Raw genomic sequence first — 18,871 nt, forward strand, 5'->3', positions numbered from 1 at the left:
GTCATCGCTCGGCCGCCCGCTTCTCGACCTTCTCCCGGATCAGCTGCAGCTGGATGCGGGAGTTCTTGTTGATGTGGTTGACCATGCCGTCGTCGTCGACCGGCGCGGTGGGCTTCATCGCGAAGTCCTGGATCCAGCGCATCTTCGTGCCGGCCGGGACTTCGGCGTACTCCCAGCGGATGTCCATGAACTCGAACGGGCCGGGTTCGACCCGGCGGGCGCTCACCGCGAGCGAGGGCCGGTCGGTGGTGCGCTCGGAGACCCAGCTCCACACGTTGCCGTTCTCGTCGGGGTGCATGGTGAGCCGGAAGCGGACCCGGTCGCCGGTGCGCTCCAGCACCTCCACGGAGGCGTACTCGCTGAACAGTTCCGTCCAGTTCTCCAGGTCGTTGGTCATCTCCCAGACCAGGTCGAGCGGAGCGTTGATGACGATCTCGTTGTCGGTGTGTCCGGGCATCTCAGGCGCCTGCCTTCGTGGAGAGGGAGGAGTTGACCAGTTGGAGGAACTCGGCGGGGGTCTTGGCCGATTCGGCGCCGGTGGTGACCTTGAGACCGTGCCGGTTCTCCAACTCGCCGACGACGCCCAGGAGTCCGAGCGAGTCGACACCGAAGTCGTCGAAGTGGGCGCCGGGTTGTTCGAGGTCGGCCGGGGCGATGTTGACGCCGGCCCGGGCCTGGATCAGGTCCGCCAGCTCGGGGTAGCCGAGGGTGTTGCTCACGGGGTGTCCCTTCGGGAGGGGTGATTCGGGGGGTGATCGGGGGAGTGGGTCAGGGCCGTTCGCCGCGCTGGAGCACCAGCGCGGAGTTGGAGCCCATCAGGCCGCGGCTGAGCACCAGGGCGGTGCGCAGTTCGGCCGGCCGGGCGCGGCCGGTGACCAGGGCGAGGTCGTGGCAGACCTCGGTGACGTTGGGGGTGGGCGGCAGGACGCCGTCCTCCATGGCCAGCACGGCGGCCGCCACGTCCAGCATCGGCGCGCCGCAGTAGGCCCGCCCGGTACCGGACTTGGGCGCGGTCACCGGCACCCGTTCGGCGGCCGGGCCGAGCGCGTCGGCCAGCGCCAGGGCCTCGGCCCGGTCGGCGGCCGGCACGCCGAGGGCGTCCGCGAAGACCACGTCGATCTCCTCGGACGCGAGCCTGGCCTCGTCCAGCGCGGCCCGGATGGCGGCGGCCAGGCCGTCCCGGGACTCCTCCCAGCGGGAGGCGCCGGTGAAGGTGGCGCCGTGCCCGGCCAGGTGGGCCCGGACGGTGGCGCCGCGGCGGCGGGCCGACTGCTCGTCCTCCAGCAGCAGCATCGCCCCGCCCTCGGCGGGGGAGAAGCCGCGGGCGTGCGCGGTGAACGGCAGGTAGGCCGCCTCGGGCCGTTCTTCGAGGCTCAGTTCGGGGTAGCCGAGCTGGCAGACCATCGAGTACGGCGCCAGCGGGGCCTCGGCGGCGCCGACCACCACCGCGTCGGTGCCGCGCCCGATCGTACGGGCGGCGTGCGCGAGCGCGTCCAGGCCGCCGGCCTCGTCGCTGGCGACGACGGCGCACGGGCCCTTGTAGCCGCCGCGGATCGAGATCTGGCCGGTGCTGGCCGCGTAGAACCACGCGATGGACTGGTACGGGCCGACGAACCTCGGCCCCTGGCCCCAGAGTTGCTGCAGCTCGCGCTGGCCGAACTCGCCGCCGCCGGAGCCGGCCGCGGTCACCACGCCGACCGCGAAGGGCTGTTCGGGGTCGGGCGTGAAGCGGGCGTCCGCGACGGCGAGGTCGGCGGCGGCCATCGCGTAGTGCGTGAACCGGTCGGTCTGCACGAGGTAGCGGCTGTCGATCACCGCCTGCGGGTCGAAGTCCCGTACCTCGCCCGCGACTTTGAGCGGCAGGTCGCCGCAGCCCTCGCGGGATATCCGGTCGAGGACGCTCACGCCCTGCCTGGTGGCCTTCCAGAAGGCGTCGGCCCCGACACCGTTCGGCGCCACCACGCCGAGGCCGGTGACCACGGCCCGGCGGCCCTGCTGACGTGACGTCATGGAACTCACCCCGTTCTGTTGAGCACGACGGCGGACTGGAAGCCGCCGAATCCGCTGCCGACCGAGAGGATGTGGCTCAGCGGCAGCTCGCGCGCGGTGCGCGGCACGTAGTCGAGGTCGCACTCCGGGTCCGGAGTCTCGTAGTTGGCGGTCGGCGGCACCACGTTGTGGGCGAGCGCCAGGGTGCAGGCGACCACCTCCAGGGCGCCGATCGCGCCGAGCGAGTGCCCGACCATCGACTTGATCGAGCTCATCGGCGTCTCGTAGGCGTGCCCGCCGAGCGAGCGTTTGACCGCGGCGGTCTCGTGGCGGTCGTTCTGCTTGGTGCCCGAGCCGTGCGCGTTGACGTAGTCGACGTCGGTGCAGTTCACCCGGGCGTGGTCGAGGGCGTGGTCGATCGCCCGGGACATCTCCAGCCCCTCGGTGGTGAGGCCGGTCATGTGGTAGGCGTTGCCGAAGGTGGCGAAGCCCGCGAGCTCGCCGTAGATCCGGGCGCCGCGGCGGCGGGCGTGCTCCAGCTCCTCCAGCACCAGGACGGCGCCGCCCTCGCCGAGCACGAAGCCGTCCCGGTGGGCGTCGAAGGGGCGGGAGGCGTGCTCCGGGTCGTCGTTGCGCTCGCTGGTGGCCTTGATGGCGTCGAAGCAGGCGACGGTGATCGGCGAGATCGGGGAGTCGGAGGCGCCGGCGACGCAGATGTCGGCGCGCCCCTCCTCGACGGCCTGGAAGCCGTAGCCGATCGCGTCCAGGCCGGAGGTGCAGCCGGTGGAGACGGTCTGCACCGGTCCGTGCGCCCCGACCCGCTCGGCGACGGTGGAGGCCAGCGTGCTGGGCGCGAAGGCCCGGTGCAGCTGCGGTTCGGCCTGCCGGTGGTCGACGTCCCAGCGGGCGCCGTGCGCGCTGACCAGGGCGTAGTCGTGCTCCAGCCGGGTGGTTCCGCCGACCGCGGTGCCGAGCGAGACGGCGATCCGCCACGGGTCCTCGGCGCGCAGGTCGAGGCCCGCGTCGGCGATCGCCTCGTCGGCCGCGACCATCGCGAACTGCACGTAGCGGTCCGCCCGTCTGACCTCCTCCGGGCCGAGCCCGTGGGCCGCCGGGTCGAAGTCGACCTCGGCGGCGATCCGGGAGCGGAACCCGGTGGGGTCGAAGAGCGTGATGCCCCGGGTGGCGGTGCGGCCGGCGGTGAGGAGCTCCCAGAACGCCGGCACCCCGACCCCGCCGGGCGCGACCACCCCGATCCCGGTGACGGCGACCCGCCGTGTCACGAGGCGACCTTCGCGGGTTCCGGCGGGCCGGCGGCGTCGGCCTCCTCGGTGCTGACGTGGCCGAGGTCGGGGCGCGGGGCGAGCGGGCCGCAGTGGAAGACCATCCGGGCCTCGGTGTCGCCGACGTTGCGGAAGCGGTGGCGTACGTTGATCGGGATCATCAGGCCCTGGTCGGGCTTGAGCGGGTAGCTCTTCCCGTCGAGGTCGACCTCCAGGTCGCCGCAGACGACGAACACGAACTCCTCGGAGTACGGGTGGTAGTGCTCGTTGATCCGCTCGCCCGGCCGGACGATGGCCAGGCCCATGAAGCCGCTGGTCGCCCCGCAGCTCGGCGGGGTGAGCATGGTGCGCAGCTCGGCGCCGTGGCGGCGGTTCTCCGGCGCCTCGTGGACGGAGACGATGCGTGGGAACGGCGTGGTGGTCATGGTGTGCTGCCTCCGGTGGGATCGGGAGTCGTCAGGATTCCTGCGCGCTGCGGTCGGTGAGCGGGCTCATGGCGCGCGCGGCGAGCAGCGCGCTCAGCCCGGCGACGGTGCGCAGGTCCCCGTGGGCGCCGAGGTCGAGCAGCGCGCCGAGCGCGGCGGCCTCCCGCTCGCCGGCGACGCCGAGGGCGGCCACCGGGTCGGCCTCGGCCGGCACCCGCAGGTCGACCAGGCGCACCACCACGTCGTCCCGGTGGAAGACGGTGCTCGCGGCGACCGGGCCGGTCGGGTCGGCCGTGGCCAGGTTGTCGTAGGTGGCCAGCAGCTCGGCGACGGCCGGCCCGCAGCCCGGCCGGACGGGGTACAGCACGGCGTGCCGGTGCAGCCGGCCGGAGACGGGGGCGCTGGCGATCGCCTGGTGCCGGGCGGGCAGCGCGGCCTTGGCGAAGAAGGCGCGCGCGGACTGCGGGTCACCCAGCGTCCGGGCCTCCTCCAGGTGCGGGTTGAGCGCCTCCTCGACGGCCCGCACCTCGGGCTGCATCGCGACGTGCCGCAGCGCGTCGCCGAGGCTGCCCTCGACCTCGACGGCCCGCACCACCCGGTTGCCGTGCAGGAACAGCGAGGTGCGGCGCAGCCGGGTGTGCTCGTCCACCTCGGCCTTGGGGGAGGCGTAGCCGGACAGGATGCGGGCCACCTCGGGCTCGCTGCCGGGCTTGACGGTGAAGGTGAGCGCGTGGCGGACGACGCCGTCCGGGCCCGGGTCGGCCTTCGGCGGGCCGGCCTGCCCGGCGGCGGGCTCGGTGCGCGGCAGCCCGGGCGGGACCTCCATCGGGGCGCGGGTGCCGGTGGAGCCGGCCGCCGAGGTCTCGCGCAGCACGGCGTAGCGCAGGGAGCGGAAGTTGTCGCTGACGCAGCCGTGCATCGGCTTGACCATCTCGCGGTGGGCGGGGCTGTCCACCCACTGGAGGAAGGTCTCCTGGTCCTTCCACTCGCTGGTGATCAGCCACTGGCGCGGGTCGTTGATCGACTGGCACAGCTGGTCGCTGACGTGGCCGGGCACCGAGGCGACCTGGTGGCGCAGCTGCTCGTAGACGTCGAGGAAGCGCTGCTGGGCGCCGTCCTGGATCTCCAGCATCAGCACCACCCTCAGCCGGGAGTCGTTGTCGTCGGAGGGCTGCTTCCGCTGCGGTTCGGACAGGGTAGTCATGATCCACTTTCTGCTCTGGGCCACATCTGCGCTGGGCCGCGTCTGCTCGGGGCCGCACGCCGCACGCCGCGGGCCGGCGGGCGGCCGGATCCGGCGGATGCTCCGCCCCGGGGGAGGCGGTGCGGTGGCGGTCGGCCCGGGCGGTCGGCGCCAGGCCTGAGGTCGATCGTCATCGGCCGGTCGGCGCGCCCGCGAGATTTGCGGGCCATCCGGGCGAAGGGGCGGCACAAGGGCGGCCGGGCGGGGGATGGAGAACCGGGGCCCCCGGCCGTGCGGGCCCGTCGAGGGCGGCGCCGAGCCGATTCGCCGGGCCGCGGAATCCCCCTACAGGGCGGAGCGATTGATGAATCCGAAGGTTGACGACCGGGTGCCGGTCCTGATCGTGGGCGGCTCGCTGGTCGGCTTGTCGGCCTCGCTGTTCCTCGGGCGACTGGGTGTCAGGCACCTGCTGGTCGAGAAGCACGCCGACACCTCGCACCACCCGCGCGGCCGGGGCAACAACGTCCGCACCATGGAGCTCTACCGGACGGCCGGGATCGAGCCGGCGATCCGCGGGGCGGCCTCGGTGCTCGCCCGCAACCACGGCATCCTGCAGGCGCCCTCGCTGACCGGCGAGGAGCAGGAGTGGCTGTTCCGGGAGATCGACCCGGGCGGGCGGCTGGCCCGGTTCAGCCCCACCGCCTGGTGCCTGTGCAGCCAGAACGACCTGGAGCCGGTGCTGCTGCAGGCGACCCGCGACCTGGGCGGGGACGTGCGCTTCGGCACCGAGCTGGTCTCCTTCGAGCAGGACGCGGACGGCGTCACCTCCCTGCTGCGCAGCCGGGAGAGCGGCGAGGAGCGGGTGGTGCGCTCCGAGTACCTGGTCGCGGCGGACGGCCCGCGCAGCCCGGCCCGCGAGCGCCTGGGCATCGGGCAGAGCGGCAAGGGGGAGCTGTTCCACAACGTCAGCATCACCTTCCGCGCCAAGCGGCTGGCCGAGGTGGTCGGCGACCGGCACTTCATCGCCTGCTACCTGACCAACCCGGAGGCGGACGGCGCGCTGCTGCCGGTGGACAACCAGGAGGAGTGGGTCTTCCACGCGCCCTGGCACCCGGAGCACGGCGAGCCGCTGGAGGCGTTCACCGACGAGCGCTGCGAGCGGCACATCCGCACCGCGGTCGGCCTGCCGGAGCTGGACGTCGAGGTGACCGGGCGGGCGCCCTGGCATGCGGCCGAGCGGGTGGCCGACCGGTACGGCCTCGGGCGGGTCTTCCTGGCCGGGGACTCGGCGCACGAGATGTCCCCGACCGGCGCGTTCGGCTCCAACACCGGCATCCAGGACGCCCACAACCTGGCCTGGAAGCTGGCCGCCGTGCTGTGCGGCTGGGCCGGCCCGGGCCTGCTGGAGACGTACGAGCAGGAGCGGCTGCCGGTCGCCCGGGTGACCGGCGAGCGCGCCTCGGCCCGCTCGGCCGAGCACAGCCACCCCGGCTACGCGGTGGTGCCGGGCGTGAGCCGGCAGGCCGGGGTGCTGGCGGTGGCGCTCGGCTACCGCTACCCGGTCGGCGCGGTGGCCGGCGCCGACCCGGCGGGGCCGGTCGTCCCGGAGGCCTTCGAGTCGGCGGGCGAGCCGGGCAGCCGGGCGCCGCACCAGTGGCTGCTGCGGGCCGGCGTGCGGCTGTCCACGCTGGACCTGTACGAGCAGGCGATGGTGCTGCTCACCGGGCCGGACGGCGCCGACTGGCAGGAGGGCGCCCGGCGGGCCGCCGACCGGCTGGCCGTCCCGCTGGACGCCTGCCGGATCGGCTCCGGGGCCGAGGACGACCTGGCGCCGGAGCCGGGCACCGACTTCGCCGAGCTGCACGGCCTCGGCCCGCGGGGCGCCGTGCTGGTGCGCCCGGACGGCTTCGTCGCCTGGCGCTCGCCCGGCGGCCCGGCGCGGGACGCGCAGGCCGAGGTGGCGGCCGCGCTGCGGACGGTGCTGAGCCTGTAGGACACGCGGACGGGCCCGCCGGTCGTCGCGACCGGCGGGCCCGTCCTGCTGTCAGGCATCGGTGTTCGTCAGTGTCCGCCCGCGTCGATCACCTCCACGTCGGCGACCTCGCGCTCGATCTCCTCGGCCGGCAGCGCGACCTGGATCGCCCAGTAGTAGATGGCGAGGGAGAACACGACCACGATGCCCATGTCGTACCACAGCGGGATCAGGCCGGTGCCGTTGCCGAAGCCGCCCTGCCAGGAGATCAGGCCGAGGCCCAGCAGGTAGACCGGGAGCCACTGGGCGGCCTTCCAGTTCAGCCGCGGCGCGTTCGGCAGGCCCTTCCAGATCGCGTACGCCGCGTAGCCGCCGAGCAGCAGGTAGCCGAGCGCGATCGCGATGCCCAGGCGGAGCAGGGTGTCCCAGCCGGCCCAGTAGATGATCAGGCTGGCGACCACGAAGGCGACCGGGGAGATCAGCCCGCCCAGCGGCAGCCGGTAGGAGCGCTCACGGTCGGGCAGCCGGCGGCGCAGCGCGCCGAAGGCCAGCGGGGCGCCGGCGTACATCAGCACGCTGGCGGAGGTGATGAAGTTGACCAGCTGCTGCCAGCTCGGGAAGGGCAGGAAGCAGACCACGCCGGTCACGAAGGAGAGGATCAGGCCGACCCACGGCACGCCGTTCTTGTCCAGCCGCTCGAAGCTCTGCGGCGCGTAGCCGTTGCGGCTCAGGCCGTAGGAGATGCGCGAGGTGGAGGTGGTGTAGATCAGGCCGGTGCCGCCGGGGGAGATCACCGCGTCGACCTTGAGCACGTAGTACAGCCAGCCGAGGCCGACCAGGGTGGCCAGACCGGCGAAGGGGCCGTCGATGCCGGGGAAGTCGAGCTTGTCCCAGCCGTTGGCGAAGGCGGTGACCGGCAGCGCGCCGATGAAGACCACCTGCAGCAGGGTGTAGATCAGGGTGCCGATGGCGACGGAGCCGAGCACGGCGCGGGGGATGTCGCGCTTCGGGTTGCGGCTCTCACCGGCGATCTGGATGGCCTGCTCGAAGCCGAGCAGGGCGAAGATGATGCCGCTGGTGCTGATCGCGGCGAGGACGCCCTTGGCGCCGAACGGGGCGAAGCCGTGCGAGGTGAAGTTGGAGCCGTGGAAGCTGGTGATCGCCAGCATGAAGATCGTGAGCAGAGGAACGAAGATCTTCAGCCAGGTGGCGATGCTGTTGGTCCGGGCGAGGACCTTCACACCGAGGAAGTTGACCGCGACGAAAATTGCCATGAGCACGGTCGCGGCGAGGAATCCGCTGGTGGTCAGGGTCTTGTCGGCGTGCTGCAGCCCGCCGAATCCGGGGACGTCCTTGGCGTACCCGATCATGGCCTCGACCTCGATCGGCGCCACGGTGGCCGCCTGGAGCCAGGAGAACCAGCCGAAGGACATGCCGGCCAGGCCGCCGAAGGCGTAGTGCGGGTAGCGGGCGGTGCCGCCGGCGACCGGGAAGAGCCCGCCGAGTTCGGCGTGGACGAGCGCGAGCAGCACGATCGCGACGGCGCCGATGCCCCAGGAGATGACGGCCGCGGGACCGGCGGCGGTGACGGCGCTCTTGGCGCCGAAGAGCCAGCCGGAGCCGATGATCGAGCCGACCGAGGCCCACATGAGGCCGACGAGGCCGACGTGGCGCTTGAGCGACCGGTGGGTGGTCGCGCCGGTGCCGGTGCTCTGGCCGGGCGGCGAGATCTGGTTGAGGGAAGCCATGGGCGATCTCTCTGTGTGTGGGGGCTCCGGGGTGGGCGGAGCTCGGAGAGTTGCCACACAGTAGGGCTATTCATAGGCCTCTGCACAGATTCCATTGCTGAATGTTTACTTTCTTTTCCCGACATTCTCCCTGGTAGGGGGTGGTCTGCTTTTCGATCTCTTACGTGACCGGCCAGTAGGTCCAGCATTTGAGCGCGAATTGAGCTTGGTCCGGCGGGCAGGCAATATGGATGCCCCTCGGCGGACATGGAAATGGCGACGGCCGCATAGGGATGCGGCGAGGGGCGTCGGAGGGCGTCCGCGGGCCGTCCACCCGGGCGGGCGCGCTGTGGTCGCCGGTGCCGCGCGGCCGTGCTGTTCTGGGCCGCATGACCACAACGCTGCGCGCCCGGGCGGCCCTCGCGGCCGCCGTCATCACCGTCATATCCCTCGCCGCCGCGACCCCGGCCGCGGCGGCGCCGAACCTCCTTCGCGACGTCACCGCCGAACAGTGCCGGGCCGCCGGCGGGCAGGTGCAGGGCAGTGGCTACTGCGTGGGCGGGGACGGCGAGGACGCCTGGGGCCAGCCGATCGACGGGCAGGGCGTCAACCCCAACCCACGCCCCGGATTCGAGGATTGACGGATGGTCAGTTCACCGGTCGGAGCGTCACCGGCGCCGGGCCGGTCGGCGCCGGGGTGAGGGCGCGCAGCACCAGGTCGATCCGGACCTTGGCCGCGCCCGCGCGGTGCAGGGCCGCCGCCACCGCCCGCAGCTCCGCCGGGCCGGTGCAGGCCAGCCGCAGCTCCAGGTCGGCGTCCCCGGCGAGCGCCAGACCGCCGCGGACGGCCGGGAACTCCGCCGCCAGCCGGTCGAAGTCCAGCGGCAGCGGCCCGTAGCTGACCCGGGCGATGGCGTGCAGCGTCCGGGCCGGCTCGGGCTCCGGCTCCCCGCCGCCCGGAACCAGATGGAGGGCGGTCACCGGGACTGGAGCTGTGCGGTCGGCCCGGCGGGGGCGAGCGGGGCGGCCGGCGCCGCCGTGACGGGCGGGGCGACCAGGCGCGGATCCAGCACCAGGGTGTCCACGCCGAGCGGCGCGGTCAGGTCGCGCAGTGCGGGCTCGGCGAGTTCGGTGTACGGCTGGTCCGGGCCGAGCAGGGCGGCCAGGGCCTCGGGGCTGGAGAAGCCGACCGCGCAGCGGCGGCCGTCGCGCAGGCGGAACAGGCGGAGGGCGGAGGTGCTTCCGGTGCCGGAGACGGTGACCGGAACGTGCCAGAGGACGCGGGCCATGCGAGTGCTCCCGAGTGGGGGTGGTGGTGCCTGTCGGAACTGCTTCCGAGTCGACGCTAGGCCCGCCCGGGCCGGCCGTCGCCGGTCCTGACGCAGCGTTGACCTGATGGGGTGATGCGTTGACGCACTTCTGACGCCGGGGTCCCTCAAATGGACTACACCACTCCTTATTCTTCCCTAAACGCACCTGTCGGCTGCTATCTTGTGTGCGGATAAGGAAGTCTGGGAGGGTGGCCGCAGGTGGCGCAGTACTACTCGGTGGAACAGGTGGCCGAACTTCTCGGCCTGCACGTGCGCACCGTCCGCGGCTACATCCGCGACGGGAGGCTCGCCGCCACCAGGATCGGCAAGCAGTACCGGATCGCCCGGGCCGACCTGGAGGCGCTCACCGGTGCCCCCGCCGCCGCCCCCGCCCGGCGGCGCGCCGAGGTGTCCGCCGTCGTCCGGATCGAGGACGTCGACCGCGCCGAGGCCGACCGGCTCAGCACCGCCGTCCTCGCCGCCGTCGCCGGCCCGCGCGAGAGCGGCCGCCCCCTGCACGTCGAGGCCGTCCACGACCCGCAGGGCCGCACGCTGCGCCTGATCCTCCTCGGCGACCCCGCCGACACCGCCGCACTGCTCGCCATCGTCCACACCTTCAGCTAGGGAGAAACCCGACGTGACCGACGTGACCGACGTGACCGACCGCCCGACCGTCCTGCGACTGCCCGCCGAGGGCGTGCCGATCCGCTCCGAGCAGGACGCCATGGACGTCATCGGCGACGCCTTCGGCCACGGCGCCACCTGGGTCGTCGCCCCCGTCGCCCGGCTGCACCCGGACTTCTTCACGCTGCGCACCCGCGTGGCCGGCGGCATCGTGCAGAAGTTCGTCAACTACCGCGTCGGCCTGGTCGTGCTCGGCGACATCGCCGACCACGTCGCCGCGTCCGACGCGCTGCGCGACTTCGTCCGGGAGAGCAACCGCGGCCGGCAGCTGTGGTTCCTCGCCGACGAGGCGGAGCTGGAGGCCCGGCTGACCTCGCGCTGAGCCCGCCCGGCTTGCCGTGCGCCCGCCCCGGGGGGACGGTGGAGCCGGCCGTTCCGCGCCCCTCGGGGCGACCGGCGCGCACTCCGGGGCGGGGGGAGGTGGAGCGAGGGGCCCGGGACGAGATATCTTGACGTCAAGACGTTGGAGACGTGAAGCGGAGTACCGATGACTGACTCGACCATCATCTATACGCACACCGACGAGGCTCCGGCCCTGGCGACCTACTCGTTCCTGCCGGTGGTCCAGGCGTACGCCAAGACGGCGGGCGTGCGGGTGGAGACCCGTGACATCTCCCTGGCCGGGCGCATCATCGCCACCTTCCCGGAGCGTCTGACCGAGGCCCAGCGGATCGGCGACGCCCTCGCCGAGCTGGGCCAGCTGGCCAAGACCCCGGGCGCCAACATCATCAAGCTGCCGAACGTCTCGGCCTCGGTGCCGCAGCTGAAGGCCGCCATCGCCGAGCTGCAGGCCCAGGGCTACGCCCTGCCGGACTACCCGGACGCGCCGCAGACCGACGAGGAGAAGGACGTCCGCGCCCGCTACGACCGGGTCAAGGGCAGCGCCGTCAACCCCGTCCTGCGCGAGGGCAACTCCGACCGCCGCGCCCCGCTGTCGGTCAAGAACTACGCCAAGACCCACCCGCACCGGATGGGCGCCTGGACGGCCGAGTCCAAGACCAACGTCGCCACCATGGGCGAGAACGACTTCGCGAGCACCGAGAAGTCCGCCGTGATCGCCGCCGACGGCGCCCTGCGCATCGAACTGGTCGGCGAGGACGGCACCACCACCGTGCTGCGCGAGACCGTCCCGGTGCTGGCCGGCGAGGTCGTCGACGCCTCCGTGATGCGCGCCGCCGCGCTGAACGAGTTCCTGGCCGCGCAGGTCGCCCGCGCCAAGGCCGAGGGCGTGCTGTTCTCGGTGCACCTCAAGGCCACCATGATGAAGGTCTCCGACCCGATCATCTTCGGCCACGTCGTGCGCGCCTTCTTCCCGAAGACCTTCGCCCAGTACGGCGAGGCGCTCGTCGCCGCCGGCCTGAACCCGAACAACGGCCTCGGCGGCATCCTGGCCGGCCTCGACGCGCTGGCCGACGGCGCCGCGATCAAGGCCTCCTTCGAGGCCGAGCTGGCCGAGGGCCCGGCCCTCGCCATGGTCGACTCCGACAAGGGCATCACCAACCTGCACGTGCCGAGCGACGTCATCGTCGACGCCTCGATGCCGGCCATGATCCGCACCTCCGGCCACATGTGGGGCCCGGACGGCAAGGAGGCCGACACCCTGGCCGTCCTCCCGGACCACAGCTACGCGGGCGTGTACCAGGCCGTCATCGACGACTGCCGCGCCAACGGCGCCCTGGACCCGGCCACCATCGGCTCGGTCCCGAACGTCGGCCTGATGGCCCAGGCGGCCGAGGAGTACGGCTCCCACGACAAGACCTTCGAGATCCCGTCCGCCGGCACCGTCCGCCTGGTCGACACCGAGGGCAACGTCGTCCTGGAGCAGGCCGTCCAGCCCGGCGACATCTTCCGCGCCTGCCAGACCAAGGACGCGCCGATCCAGGACTGGGTCAAGCTGGCCGTCACCCGCGCCCGCGCCACCGGCGACCCGGCGGTGTTCTGGCTGGACGCCGAGCGCGCCCACGACGCCGTGCTGATCGAGAAGGTCAAGCAGTACCTGCCGGAGCACGACACCACCGGCCTGCAGATCGAGATCAAGTCCCCGGTCGAGGCCACCACGTTCTCGCTGGAGCGCATCCGCCGCGGCGAGAACACCATCTCGGTCACCGGCAACGTGCTGCGCGACTACCTGACCGACCTGTTCCCGATCCTGGAGCTGGGCACCAGCGCCAAGATGCTGTCGGTCGTCCCGCTGATGGCGGGCGGCGGCCTGTTCGAGACCGGCGCCGGCGGCTCCGCCCCGAAGCACGTGCAGCAGCTCGTCAAGGAGAACTACCTGCGCTGGGACAGCCTGGGCGAGTTCTTCGCGCTGGCCGCCAGCTTCGAGCACCTGGCCACCACCGCGGGCAACGCCCGCGCCAAGGTGCTGGCCGACACCCTGGACCGCGCCACCGGCACCTTCCTCAACGAGGACAAGTCGCCGAGCCGCCGCCTGGGTGGCATCGACAACCGCGGCAGCCACTTCTACCTGGCCATGTACTGGGCCCAGGAGCTGGCCGCCCAGACCGAGGACGCCGAGCTGGCCCAGGCCTTCGCGGGTCTGGCCGAGGCGCTGACCGGCCAGGAGCAGGCCATCGTGGACGAGCTCATCGCCGTCCAGGGCTCGCCGGTCGACCTCGGCGGCTACTACCAGCCGGACCCGGCCAAGGCCGCCGCCGTGATGCGCCCGTCGAAGACCTTCAACGAGGCGCTCGCCAACCTCGGCTGAACCCGGCCGAGTTGAGCTGACACAGGCCCCGGGTCCGATGGCGGACCCGGGGCCTGCGGCGTGCCCGGGCGGCGGAACCGGCCGTTTCTCAGCGGAACGTGCGGTAGGAGGGGGAATCGCGGTTGAACCGGCGGAGCGACACGAGGAAGACGGCCGGCCCGACGATGGCGACGAACAGTCCCCATCCAGGGAGCAGCAGGCTGTGCTGGGAGAGCCTGCCGGTGTCCGGGTTCGTCCACACCTCCGCCCGGTGGCCGTCGTCGTAGAGGTGGCTGCTCTTCCAGTCCTTGGTCCAGGTCCGTCCGTTGACCGTCCACGTGTAGGTGCAGGTGACCCCGTACTTCGGGTCGGTCGGGTCGTTCCACCGGCAGTCGGTCAGGGTGGCGGTCACGGCCCGGGGCGTGTCCGCCCACTCCTGGGCCCACGCGATGCCGAGGAACGCCACCACGGCGTACCACAGGACCACGAACCCGGTCCCCACGTGCCTGGCGTGCCGATCCCACCACGTCCGCTCCATCGGACGCCCCCTCCCCGTTCGGTCCTGCCCACATCCTGACGGACCGGGGCCGACGCGGACCAGGGGGCGGGCTCAGTCGTCGGCAGTCGGGCGGCGCCCGAGCAGGCCGTGCTGGTGGAGCAGGTCCAGGTGCGCGCCCCAGGAGGGCACGGTGACCAGCAGGCAGGCGAGGGCGAGCAGGAGGCACAGGCCGATCCGGATCGGGTGGTGCTCGGCCACCTCGCCGGTCGTGCCGTCCGTCCACACCTGCTCCCGGTAGCCGTCCGGGTGGTTGCCGAACGGGGAGCGGCGGACCTGCTCCCAGTCCTGCCCGGCGGCCGTCCAGCGGTAGGTGCAGCTGTAGACGTCGACCGAGCCGATCGTGCCCCGGTCGGTCTCCAACGGCACCGTGCCGGAGACGTGGCAGCCGCTCAGCGTGGCCGTCACCGCCTGGCCGGTGCGCCCCCACTCCCGGATGTCGCCGGTCGCGGCCGCCGCCGCGCCGACGCCGACCAGCGGCGGCAGGAGCATGAACACGAGGAGGACCGCGACGGCTTCGGACAGGACGCCTTCCCGCCGGAACGGCACGGCGGCCGCGAGGCCGACCGGCACGGCCGCCCCCAGGGCCCACCCGTGCCAGGCCTCCCACCCCTGGTCGTCGGCCATCCACCGCCAGACGGCCAGCCCGCCCACCACCGTGGCGACCAGGGCCGCCACCAGGGCCGCCGGCACGCAGGCCCGCTGGATCCTGCTCCACTCCCCCCGGGTCCGGTACGCCGTCCCGTACGTCACAGAGCCCCCCCTCCGCACTCGGTTCCGTTCTCATACTGACTCATCGGCGCGAGCTGATCCAGGGGGCCGTGCGCGCCCGCGGGATCAGGCCGGGCCGAGCAGAACCCCGCCGACGGCCAGTAGCAGGAGCACGGCGCCGTTGGCCCGCGGCCAGGCCAGCGCGGTGCCCACCGCCTCGCGCAGCAGGGCGTACGGGCCGTGGGCGAGCAGCGGGTCTGCGCCGAGGGTGTGGGCCGGGGCGCCGGCCCGGCGGGCGGCGACGGCGGACCGGACGGTGTGGAAGCCGCTGGTGACCACCGTGCAGCGGTAGCCGGGCCGCTCGGCGGCCATCAGGGCGGCGCTGAACCGCAGGTTCTCGGCGGTGTTCACGGCCCGCTCCTCGCGCCGCACCCGCCCGGCGGGGACGCCGCGGGCGATCAGGTAGCGGGCCATCGCGGCCGCCTCGGTGCACTCCTCGTGCGGGCCCTTCCCGCCGGTCACCAGCAGCAGCGGCGCGTGCCCGGCGGCCTCCTCGGCGGCGAACCGCGCCCGCGCGGCGTCCAGCCGGGCCGCCAGCGCCGGGCCGGGCTCGCAGCCGTCCAGCGCCGCGCCCAGCACCACCAGGTAGTCGGCCCCTTCCGGCACCGGCCGGCGCCGCTGGCACAGCGCGACGCCGAGGAAGCCGAGCAGCCAGAGCAGGACGTAGCCGGTGAGCAGGAGGGCGGGCAGGAGCAGGACGTGCATGTCCGGTCGAACGCGTACGACGGGACCCCCGTTCCTGGGCCGGAACGGGGGTCCTGTGCGGTGCGGCGGGCGGGCTCAGCCGGCGTCGGCCGCCGGGGCGGTCCGGGGGGCCGGAGCGGCCTGGGCGGTCCGGGCCGCGGCCGGGCGCTGGCCGCGCTTGTTCAGCGAGGCCAGGTAGGCGTTGTACGCCTCCAGCTCGGCGTCGCCGCTGCGGTCCTCGGCCCGGTCGCGCCGGCGGGCCTGGCGCTGCTCGGAGCCCATCCACTGGTACACCAGGGCGACCAGCACGATCGCGGTCGGGATCTCGCCGAACGCCCAGGTGATCCCGCCGGCCAGCTTCTGGTCCTCCAGCAGGTTCGTTCCGGGCGGCGCGCCGTCCACGGTGAAGGTGGTCACCAGCGGGTGGCTGGCCATCATCACGGCGACGCCGAAGAACGCGTGGAACGGCATCCCCATGAACAGCTCGATGATCCGCATCACGTGGCCCGGCCGGTGCGGGCCCGGGTCCACGCCCATGATCGGCCAGAAGAAGGCCAGACCGGTGGCCAGGAAGTGCACCATCATGAAGATGTGCCCGGCGCGGTACTGCATCAGGAAGTCGAAGATCGGGGTGAAGTAGACCCCGTACAGGCTCGCGATGAACAGCGGGATGGTGAACGCCGGGTGCGAGATCACCCGGACGTACCGGCTGTGCAGCAGCGCCACCAGCAGCTCGCGCGGCCCGCGCGGGCGCCCCTTGCCGGCCGGGCGCAGCGCGCGCAGCGACAGCGTGATCGGCGCGCCCAGCAGCAGCAGGATCGGCGTCAGCATGGACAGCACCATGTGCTGGATCATGTGCGCGCTGAACAGCACCATGCCGTAGTCGTTCAGCCCGGTGCAGGTGACCAGCAGCAGCGAGCCGACGCCCGCCACCCAGGCGACCACCCGGCCGACCGGCCACTTGTCGCCGCGCCGGTACAGCCGCACGGCGGCGGCCAGGTAGAGGCCGAGGGCGACCAGCCCGCCGAGCAGGAAGACCCAGTCGGGGGACCAGGTCCAGACGTTGTCGAAGGTGAACGGGCCTAGTCGGGTCATCCCGCCGTGGTGGTGCATGCCTGACATTCCGTCGCCCATCGGCGGGTCCTGCTTTCCGTCCTCGTGGCCCCAGGGGAGGGTCCGGTTCGCCCGTTTTGCTTGGCATACAGCCTAGGCGGGTCTTACCTCGGGCGGTGCGCCCACCCCCTCCGTACGGGTTCCCGGGGGCGGGGCGGGTGCGGTGCGTCACGGCCGGCGCGGCGCGCGGCGGCCGCCCGGGGCCGGGGCGGCCCCGGCCCCGGGCGGGGTGGATCAGGTGTGGCTCGGCTCGCCGCGCTCGGAGGTGTGGCCCCCGGCGGTGCCGCCGGTGGGCGCGAGCGCCGTGGTGGTGTGCTCCGAGCGCTGGTCGGTGTGGCCCCCGGCGGTGCCGGCGGTGGCGGCCGCGACCGGGAGGGCGGCGGCGAGGACGAGGAGCAGGGCGGCTGTCCGGCGAGTCATCAGGGTCCCATCGGGCGGAGGGAATCGGGCTGGTGCAGCATGGCACAGCGGCCGTCCGCCGTGAAGAAAGCGCTTGAACCTGACATCGGTGTCAACTCCTACCGTGGGTGAGTCGCGAACGCGGCATCCACGAAGGGGGAAGAACGATGAGCGAGTTGACCGGCAAGGTGGCCCTGGTGACCGGTGGCAGCCGGGGGATCGGCGCCGCGGTGGCGAAGCGGCTGGCGGCCGAGGGCGCGGCGGTGGCGCTGACCTACGTGCGGGCGGAGGAGCAGGCCCGCGCGGTGGTCAAGGAGATCGGGGCCGCCGGCGGCCGGGCCGTCGCCGTCCGGGCCGACCTCGCCGAGGCGGGGGCCGCGGAGCAGGCGGTGGAGACGGCCGTGCGGGAGCTGGGCCGCCTCGACATCCTGGTGAACAACGCCGGCTTCCTCACCTACGGCCCGCTCGCCGAGGTGACCGTCGAGGAACTGGACCGGGTGCTCGCCGTCGACATCCGCTCGGTGTTCCTCGCGGCCCAGGCCGCCGCCCGGCACCTGGGCGAGGGCGGGCGGATCATCAGCATCGGGTCCTGCTTCAACGGGCGCGTCCCCGGCGCGAACTTCGTGCTGCAGGCGACCGCCAAGACCGCCCTCACCGGGCTGACCAAGGGCCTGGCCCGGGAGCTCGGCCCGCGCGGGATCACCGCCACCATCGTCGACCCGGGCCCGATCGACACCGACATGAACCCGGCGGACGGCGACTCCGCCGACTTCCAGCGCTCGCTCACCGCGCTGGGGACGTACGGGCAGGCCGAGGACATCGCGGCCGCCGTGGCGTTCCTGGCCGGCCCCGGCGGCCGCTACGTCACCGGCACCGCCCTCGCCGTGGACGGCGGCTACACCGCGTGACCGCTGCCCCCGGATGAGGGGGCCCGGGGCGGGGCCGACGACTCAGCTGCGGTCGTGGTCGCCGGTCGCGCCGTCGGCCAGCTCGCGCAGGATGTCCAGGTGGCCGGCGTGTCGGGCGGTCTCGGTGGTCATGTGGATCAGCACCCAGCGCAGCGAGACGGTGGTGCCCGAGTAGGAGGTGCCGGTGTCGTCCAGGTCGAGCTCGCGGATCACCTCGTCGGCCGCGGCCCGGGCCCGGGTGTAGAACGCCAGGATGTCGGCGGTCGACTCGTGCGGCTCGACCCGCATGTCGGAGGTCTCGTCGGCCTCGATGTCGAACGGCATCGGACCGGTCTCCCGGCCGAAAGTCTCCCGGAACCACCACAGCTCGGCCCCGCCGAGGTGCTTGACCAGGCCCAGCAGGCTCGTCCCGGACGGCGTCATCGGCCGGCGCAGCTGCTCGTCGTCGAGCCCCTGGATCTTCCAGACCACCACGTCGCGGTGCCGGTCGAGAGCCGTGTGCAGGCTCTCCTTCTCCTCGCCGGTGTACGGCACGGTTTTCATCATGGCCGGACGCTAGCAGGCGCCTCCGACAGCCGTGCCGGGGCGTCAGCTGTTGTCGATCTTGCTGCCGGAGGGGGCGAGGACGTACCAGCCGGCGCCGAAGGCGGTCGAGCCCTCGCCGTTGGTGTCGCCCGGCTTCTGGTCGCCGGAGAAGTAGTAGAGCGGGTGGCCGTGGTAGGTCACCTCGATGCTGTGATCGGCCCGGGTGACGGTGCCGAGCTGGGCGGCGTCGACGCCGCTGCCCGCCTGCGGAGCGCCCGTGGTGGTCAGCGGCGGCCACGCGGACGCGCACGCGCCGTCACAGCTGGACATCGTCGGGGTGTCCTTCTCGAACAGGTAGAGGGTGCGGCCCTGGCTGTCGGTGAGGATCATGCCGAGCTTGTTGCCGTGGACGGCGACCACGGTGCCCGTGCCCGTGCTCGGCGGGCTGGTCGAGGGGGCGGGCGCCGAGGGCGCCGGTGCCGGGGACGCCGGCGGGCTGGACGTGGCGGGCTTGGAACCGCCGCCGCTGCCGCACGCTGCTGCGAGGGCCAGGGCGGGCAGCATGGTGGCTGCCCAGGCGACACGGCGCATGGTGCACGCTCCTTCCGTACGGGCCGCCGGCCGCGGGGCGATGGGCCTGCGAAGCGACTCGCCAG

At 73.3% G+C, this 18,871-nt stretch carries 22 protein-coding genes; 6 read left to right on the top strand and 16 right to left on the bottom strand.

Annotated elements, in window-relative coordinates; translation table 11 throughout:
• Nucleotide 1: 1 nt before the first annotated feature.
• The 6 genes from ACPC54_RS25690 to ACPC54_RS25715 are packed head-to-tail and all read right to left on the bottom strand — an operon-like array spanning nucleotide 2 to nucleotide 4,901.
• Entirely contained in the window at nucleotides 2–457 is a 456-nt protein-coding gene (locus ACPC54_RS25690; RefSeq protein ID WP_498968036.1) for an SRPBCC family protein, read from the bottom strand.
• Nucleotide 458: 1 nt separating this feature from the next.
• Nucleotides 459–719 carry an acyl carrier protein gene (locus tag ACPC54_RS25695; protein ID WP_498968037.1) on the bottom strand — a complete coding sequence of 87 codons (261 nt, stop codon included), beginning with the start codon at nucleotides 717–719 and terminating at the stop codon, nucleotides 459–461.
• A gap of 49 nt (nucleotides 720–768) precedes the next feature.
• A complete protein-coding gene (locus ACPC54_RS25700) occupies nucleotides 769–2,010 on the bottom strand; it encodes a beta-ketoacyl synthase N-terminal-like domain-containing protein (protein WP_498968038.1) in 1,242 nt (413 codons plus the stop codon).
• A gap of 5 nt (nucleotides 2,011–2,015) precedes the next feature.
• Nucleotides 2,016–3,272: a beta-ketoacyl-[acyl-carrier-protein] synthase family protein gene (locus tag ACPC54_RS25705; protein WP_498968040.1), complete on the bottom strand. Its 1,257-nt coding sequence runs from the start codon at nucleotides 3,270–3,272 to the stop codon at nucleotides 2,016–2,018.
• Nucleotides 3,269–3,697, bottom strand: a complete 429-nt coding sequence (locus ACPC54_RS25710) for a cupin domain-containing protein (protein ID WP_498968042.1) — start codon at nucleotides 3,695–3,697, stop codon at nucleotides 3,269–3,271. Before ACPC54_RS25710 ends, ACPC54_RS25705 begins: the two co-directional genes overlap by 4 nt.
• Before the next feature lie 31 nt (nucleotides 3,698–3,728).
• The gene (locus ACPC54_RS25715; RefSeq protein WP_498968043.1) at nucleotides 3,729–4,901 is read right to left on the bottom strand and encodes a SchA/CurD-like domain-containing protein; all 1,173 of its coding nucleotides are present in this window, start codon (nucleotides 4,899–4,901) and stop codon (nucleotides 3,729–3,731) included.
• Nucleotides 4,902–5,244: 343 nt separating this feature from the next.
• Between ACPC54_RS25715 and ACPC54_RS25720 the strand changes: the two genes are divergently transcribed.
• Entirely contained in the window at nucleotides 5,245–6,873 is a 1,629-nt protein-coding gene (locus ACPC54_RS25720; protein ID WP_498968044.1) for an FAD-dependent oxidoreductase, read from the top strand.
• Between the two features lie 68 nt (nucleotides 6,874–6,941).
• Here ACPC54_RS25720 and ACPC54_RS25725 read toward each other — a convergent pair whose 3' ends face one another.
• Nucleotides 6,942–8,600: an APC family permease gene (locus tag ACPC54_RS25725; protein ID WP_498968046.1), complete on the bottom strand. Its 1,659-nt coding sequence runs from the start codon at nucleotides 8,598–8,600 to the stop codon at nucleotides 6,942–6,944.
• Between the two features lie 368 nt (nucleotides 8,601–8,968).
• Between ACPC54_RS25725 and ACPC54_RS25730 the strand changes: the two genes are divergently transcribed.
• Nucleotides 8,969–9,220, top strand: coding sequence for a hypothetical protein (locus tag ACPC54_RS25730; protein WP_498968047.1), 252 nt, complete (start codon nucleotides 8,969–8,971; stop codon nucleotides 9,218–9,220).
• Nucleotides 9,221–9,227: 7 nt separating this feature from the next.
• Here ACPC54_RS25730 and ACPC54_RS25735 read toward each other — a convergent pair whose 3' ends face one another.
• Together ACPC54_RS25735 and ACPC54_RS25740 are read right to left on the bottom strand one after the other, a co-directional pair.
• Nucleotides 9,228–9,560: a hypothetical protein gene (locus tag ACPC54_RS25735; RefSeq protein WP_498968048.1), complete on the bottom strand. Its 333-nt coding sequence runs from the start codon at nucleotides 9,558–9,560 to the stop codon at nucleotides 9,228–9,230.
• On the bottom strand, nucleotides 9,557–9,868 hold the full coding sequence (locus ACPC54_RS25740; protein ID WP_498968049.1) for an SAV_915 family protein: 312 nt from the start codon (nucleotides 9,866–9,868) through the stop codon (nucleotides 9,557–9,559). Before ACPC54_RS25740 ends, ACPC54_RS25735 begins: the two co-directional genes overlap by 4 nt.
• A gap of 240 nt (nucleotides 9,869–10,108) precedes the next feature.
• Here ACPC54_RS25740 and ACPC54_RS25745 point away from each other — a divergent pair, with 240 nt between their 5' ends.
• From ACPC54_RS25745 to ACPC54_RS25755, 3 genes are all read left to right on the top strand, one after another.
• A complete protein-coding gene (locus ACPC54_RS25745) occupies nucleotides 10,109–10,513 on the top strand; it encodes a helix-turn-helix domain-containing protein (protein ID WP_498968050.1) in 405 nt (134 codons plus the stop codon).
• Between the two features lie 13 nt (nucleotides 10,514–10,526).
• Nucleotides 10,527–10,895, top strand: a complete 369-nt coding sequence (locus ACPC54_RS25750; RefSeq protein ID WP_498968051.1) for a DUF4180 domain-containing protein — start codon at nucleotides 10,527–10,529, stop codon at nucleotides 10,893–10,895.
• Between the two features lie 165 nt (nucleotides 10,896–11,060).
• Nucleotides 11,061–13,280, top strand: a complete 2,220-nt coding sequence (locus ACPC54_RS25755; RefSeq protein WP_498968052.1) for an NADP-dependent isocitrate dehydrogenase — start codon at nucleotides 11,061–11,063, stop codon at nucleotides 13,278–13,280.
• A gap of 88 nt (nucleotides 13,281–13,368) precedes the next feature.
• Here ACPC54_RS25755 and ACPC54_RS25760 read toward each other — a convergent pair whose 3' ends face one another.
• The 5 genes from ACPC54_RS25760 to ACPC54_RS25780 form a co-directional block, all read right to left on the bottom strand.
• Entirely contained in the window at nucleotides 13,369–13,797 is a 429-nt protein-coding gene (locus ACPC54_RS25760; RefSeq protein ID WP_498968054.1) for a hypothetical protein, read from the bottom strand.
• Between the two features lie 72 nt (nucleotides 13,798–13,869).
• Entirely contained in the window at nucleotides 13,870–14,568 is a 699-nt protein-coding gene (locus ACPC54_RS25765; RefSeq protein ID WP_498968055.1) for a hypothetical protein, read from the bottom strand.
• Nucleotides 14,569–14,652: 84 nt separating this feature from the next.
• Nucleotides 14,653–15,291: a YdcF family protein gene (locus tag ACPC54_RS25770; protein WP_498968056.1), complete on the bottom strand. Its 639-nt coding sequence runs from the start codon at nucleotides 15,289–15,291 to the stop codon at nucleotides 14,653–14,655.
• A gap of 75 nt (nucleotides 15,292–15,366) precedes the next feature.
• Entirely contained in the window at nucleotides 15,367–16,383 is a 1,017-nt protein-coding gene (locus tag ACPC54_RS25775) for a cytochrome c oxidase assembly protein (protein ID WP_498968189.1), read from the bottom strand.
• 234 nt (nucleotides 16,384–16,617) lie between these two features.
• Nucleotides 16,618–16,803: a hypothetical protein gene (locus ACPC54_RS25780; RefSeq protein ID WP_498968058.1), complete on the bottom strand. Its 186-nt coding sequence runs from the start codon at nucleotides 16,801–16,803 to the stop codon at nucleotides 16,618–16,620.
• Between the two features lie 146 nt (nucleotides 16,804–16,949).
• Here ACPC54_RS25780 and ACPC54_RS25785 point away from each other — a divergent pair, with 146 nt between their 5' ends.
• Nucleotides 16,950–17,690 (top strand): 3-oxoacyl-ACP reductase family protein, encoded by a 741-nt coding sequence (locus tag ACPC54_RS25785; RefSeq protein WP_498968059.1) that lies wholly within the window; start codon nucleotides 16,950–16,952, stop codon nucleotides 17,688–17,690.
• A gap of 42 nt (nucleotides 17,691–17,732) precedes the next feature.
• On the opposite strand, the gene ACPC54_RS25790 is transcribed toward ACPC54_RS25785, so the two are convergent.
• Nucleotides 17,733–18,236 (bottom strand): DinB family protein, encoded by a 504-nt coding sequence (locus ACPC54_RS25790; protein ID WP_498968061.1) that lies wholly within the window; start codon nucleotides 18,234–18,236, stop codon nucleotides 17,733–17,735.
• 42 nt (nucleotides 18,237–18,278) lie between these two features.
• Nucleotides 18,279–18,806, bottom strand: coding sequence for a COG4315 family predicted lipoprotein (locus ACPC54_RS25795; RefSeq protein WP_498968062.1), 528 nt, complete (start codon nucleotides 18,804–18,806; stop codon nucleotides 18,279–18,281).
• Nucleotides 18,807–18,871: the final 65 nt, after the last annotated feature.

The organism is Kitasatospora sp. NPDC094028 (assembly GCF_049543595.1).
GTDB lineage: Bacteria > Actinomycetota > Actinomycetes > Streptomycetales > Streptomycetaceae > Kitasatospora.

What these genes read in the sequence shown, in the direction of transcription:
- ACPC54_RS25690 (WP_498968036.1), bottom strand. Translation starts at nt 457, where the DNA reads ATGCCCGGACACACCGACAACGAGATCGTCATCAACGCTCCGCTCGAC.
- ACPC54_RS25700 (WP_498968038.1), bottom strand. Translation starts at nt 2,010, where the DNA reads ATGACGTCACGTCAGCAGGGCCGCCGGGCCGTGGTCACCGGCCTCGGC.
- ACPC54_RS25710 (WP_498968042.1), bottom strand. Translation starts at nt 3,697, where the DNA reads ATGACCACCACGCCGTTCCCACGCATCGTCTCCGTCCACGAGGCGCCG.
- ACPC54_RS25715 (WP_498968043.1), bottom strand. Translation starts at nt 4,901, where the DNA reads ATGACTACCCTGTCCGAACCGCAGCGGAAGCAGCCCTCCGACGACAAC.
- ACPC54_RS25720 (WP_498968044.1), top strand. Translation starts at nt 5,245, where the DNA reads ATGAATCCGAAGGTTGACGACCGGGTGCCGGTCCTGATCGTGGGCGGC.
- ACPC54_RS25725 (WP_498968046.1), bottom strand. Translation starts at nt 8,600, where the DNA reads ATGGCTTCCCTCAACCAGATCTCGCCGCCCGGCCAGAGCACCGGCACC.
- ACPC54_RS25730 (WP_498968047.1), top strand. Translation starts at nt 8,969, where the DNA reads ATGACCACAACGCTGCGCGCCCGGGCGGCCCTCGCGGCCGCCGTCATC.
- ACPC54_RS25740 (WP_498968049.1), bottom strand. Translation starts at nt 9,868, where the DNA reads ATGGCCCGCGTCCTCTGGCACGTTCCGGTCACCGTCTCCGGCACCGGA.
- ACPC54_RS25755 (WP_498968052.1), top strand. Translation starts at nt 11,061, where the DNA reads ATGACTGACTCGACCATCATCTATACGCACACCGACGAGGCTCCGGCC.
- ACPC54_RS25760 (WP_498968054.1), bottom strand. Translation starts at nt 13,797, where the DNA reads ATGGAGCGGACGTGGTGGGATCGGCACGCCAGGCACGTGGGGACCGGG.
- ACPC54_RS25770 (WP_498968056.1), bottom strand. Translation starts at nt 15,291, where the DNA reads ATGCACGTCCTGCTCCTGCCCGCCCTCCTGCTCACCGGCTACGTCCTG.
- ACPC54_RS25775 (WP_498968189.1), bottom strand. Translation starts at nt 16,383, where the DNA reads ATGCACCACCACGGCGGGATGACCCGACTAGGCCCGTTCACCTTCGAC.
- ACPC54_RS25780 (WP_498968058.1), bottom strand. Translation starts at nt 16,803, where the DNA reads ATGACTCGCCGGACAGCCGCCCTGCTCCTCGTCCTCGCCGCCGCCCTC.
- ACPC54_RS25785 (WP_498968059.1), top strand. Translation starts at nt 16,950, where the DNA reads ATGAGCGAGTTGACCGGCAAGGTGGCCCTGGTGACCGGTGGCAGCCGG.
- ACPC54_RS25790 (WP_498968061.1), bottom strand. Translation starts at nt 18,236, where the DNA reads ATGATGAAAACCGTGCCGTACACCGGCGAGGAGAAGGAGAGCCTGCAC.
- ACPC54_RS25795 (WP_498968062.1), bottom strand. Translation starts at nt 18,806, where the DNA reads ATGCGCCGTGTCGCCTGGGCAGCCACCATGCTGCCCGCCCTGGCCCTC.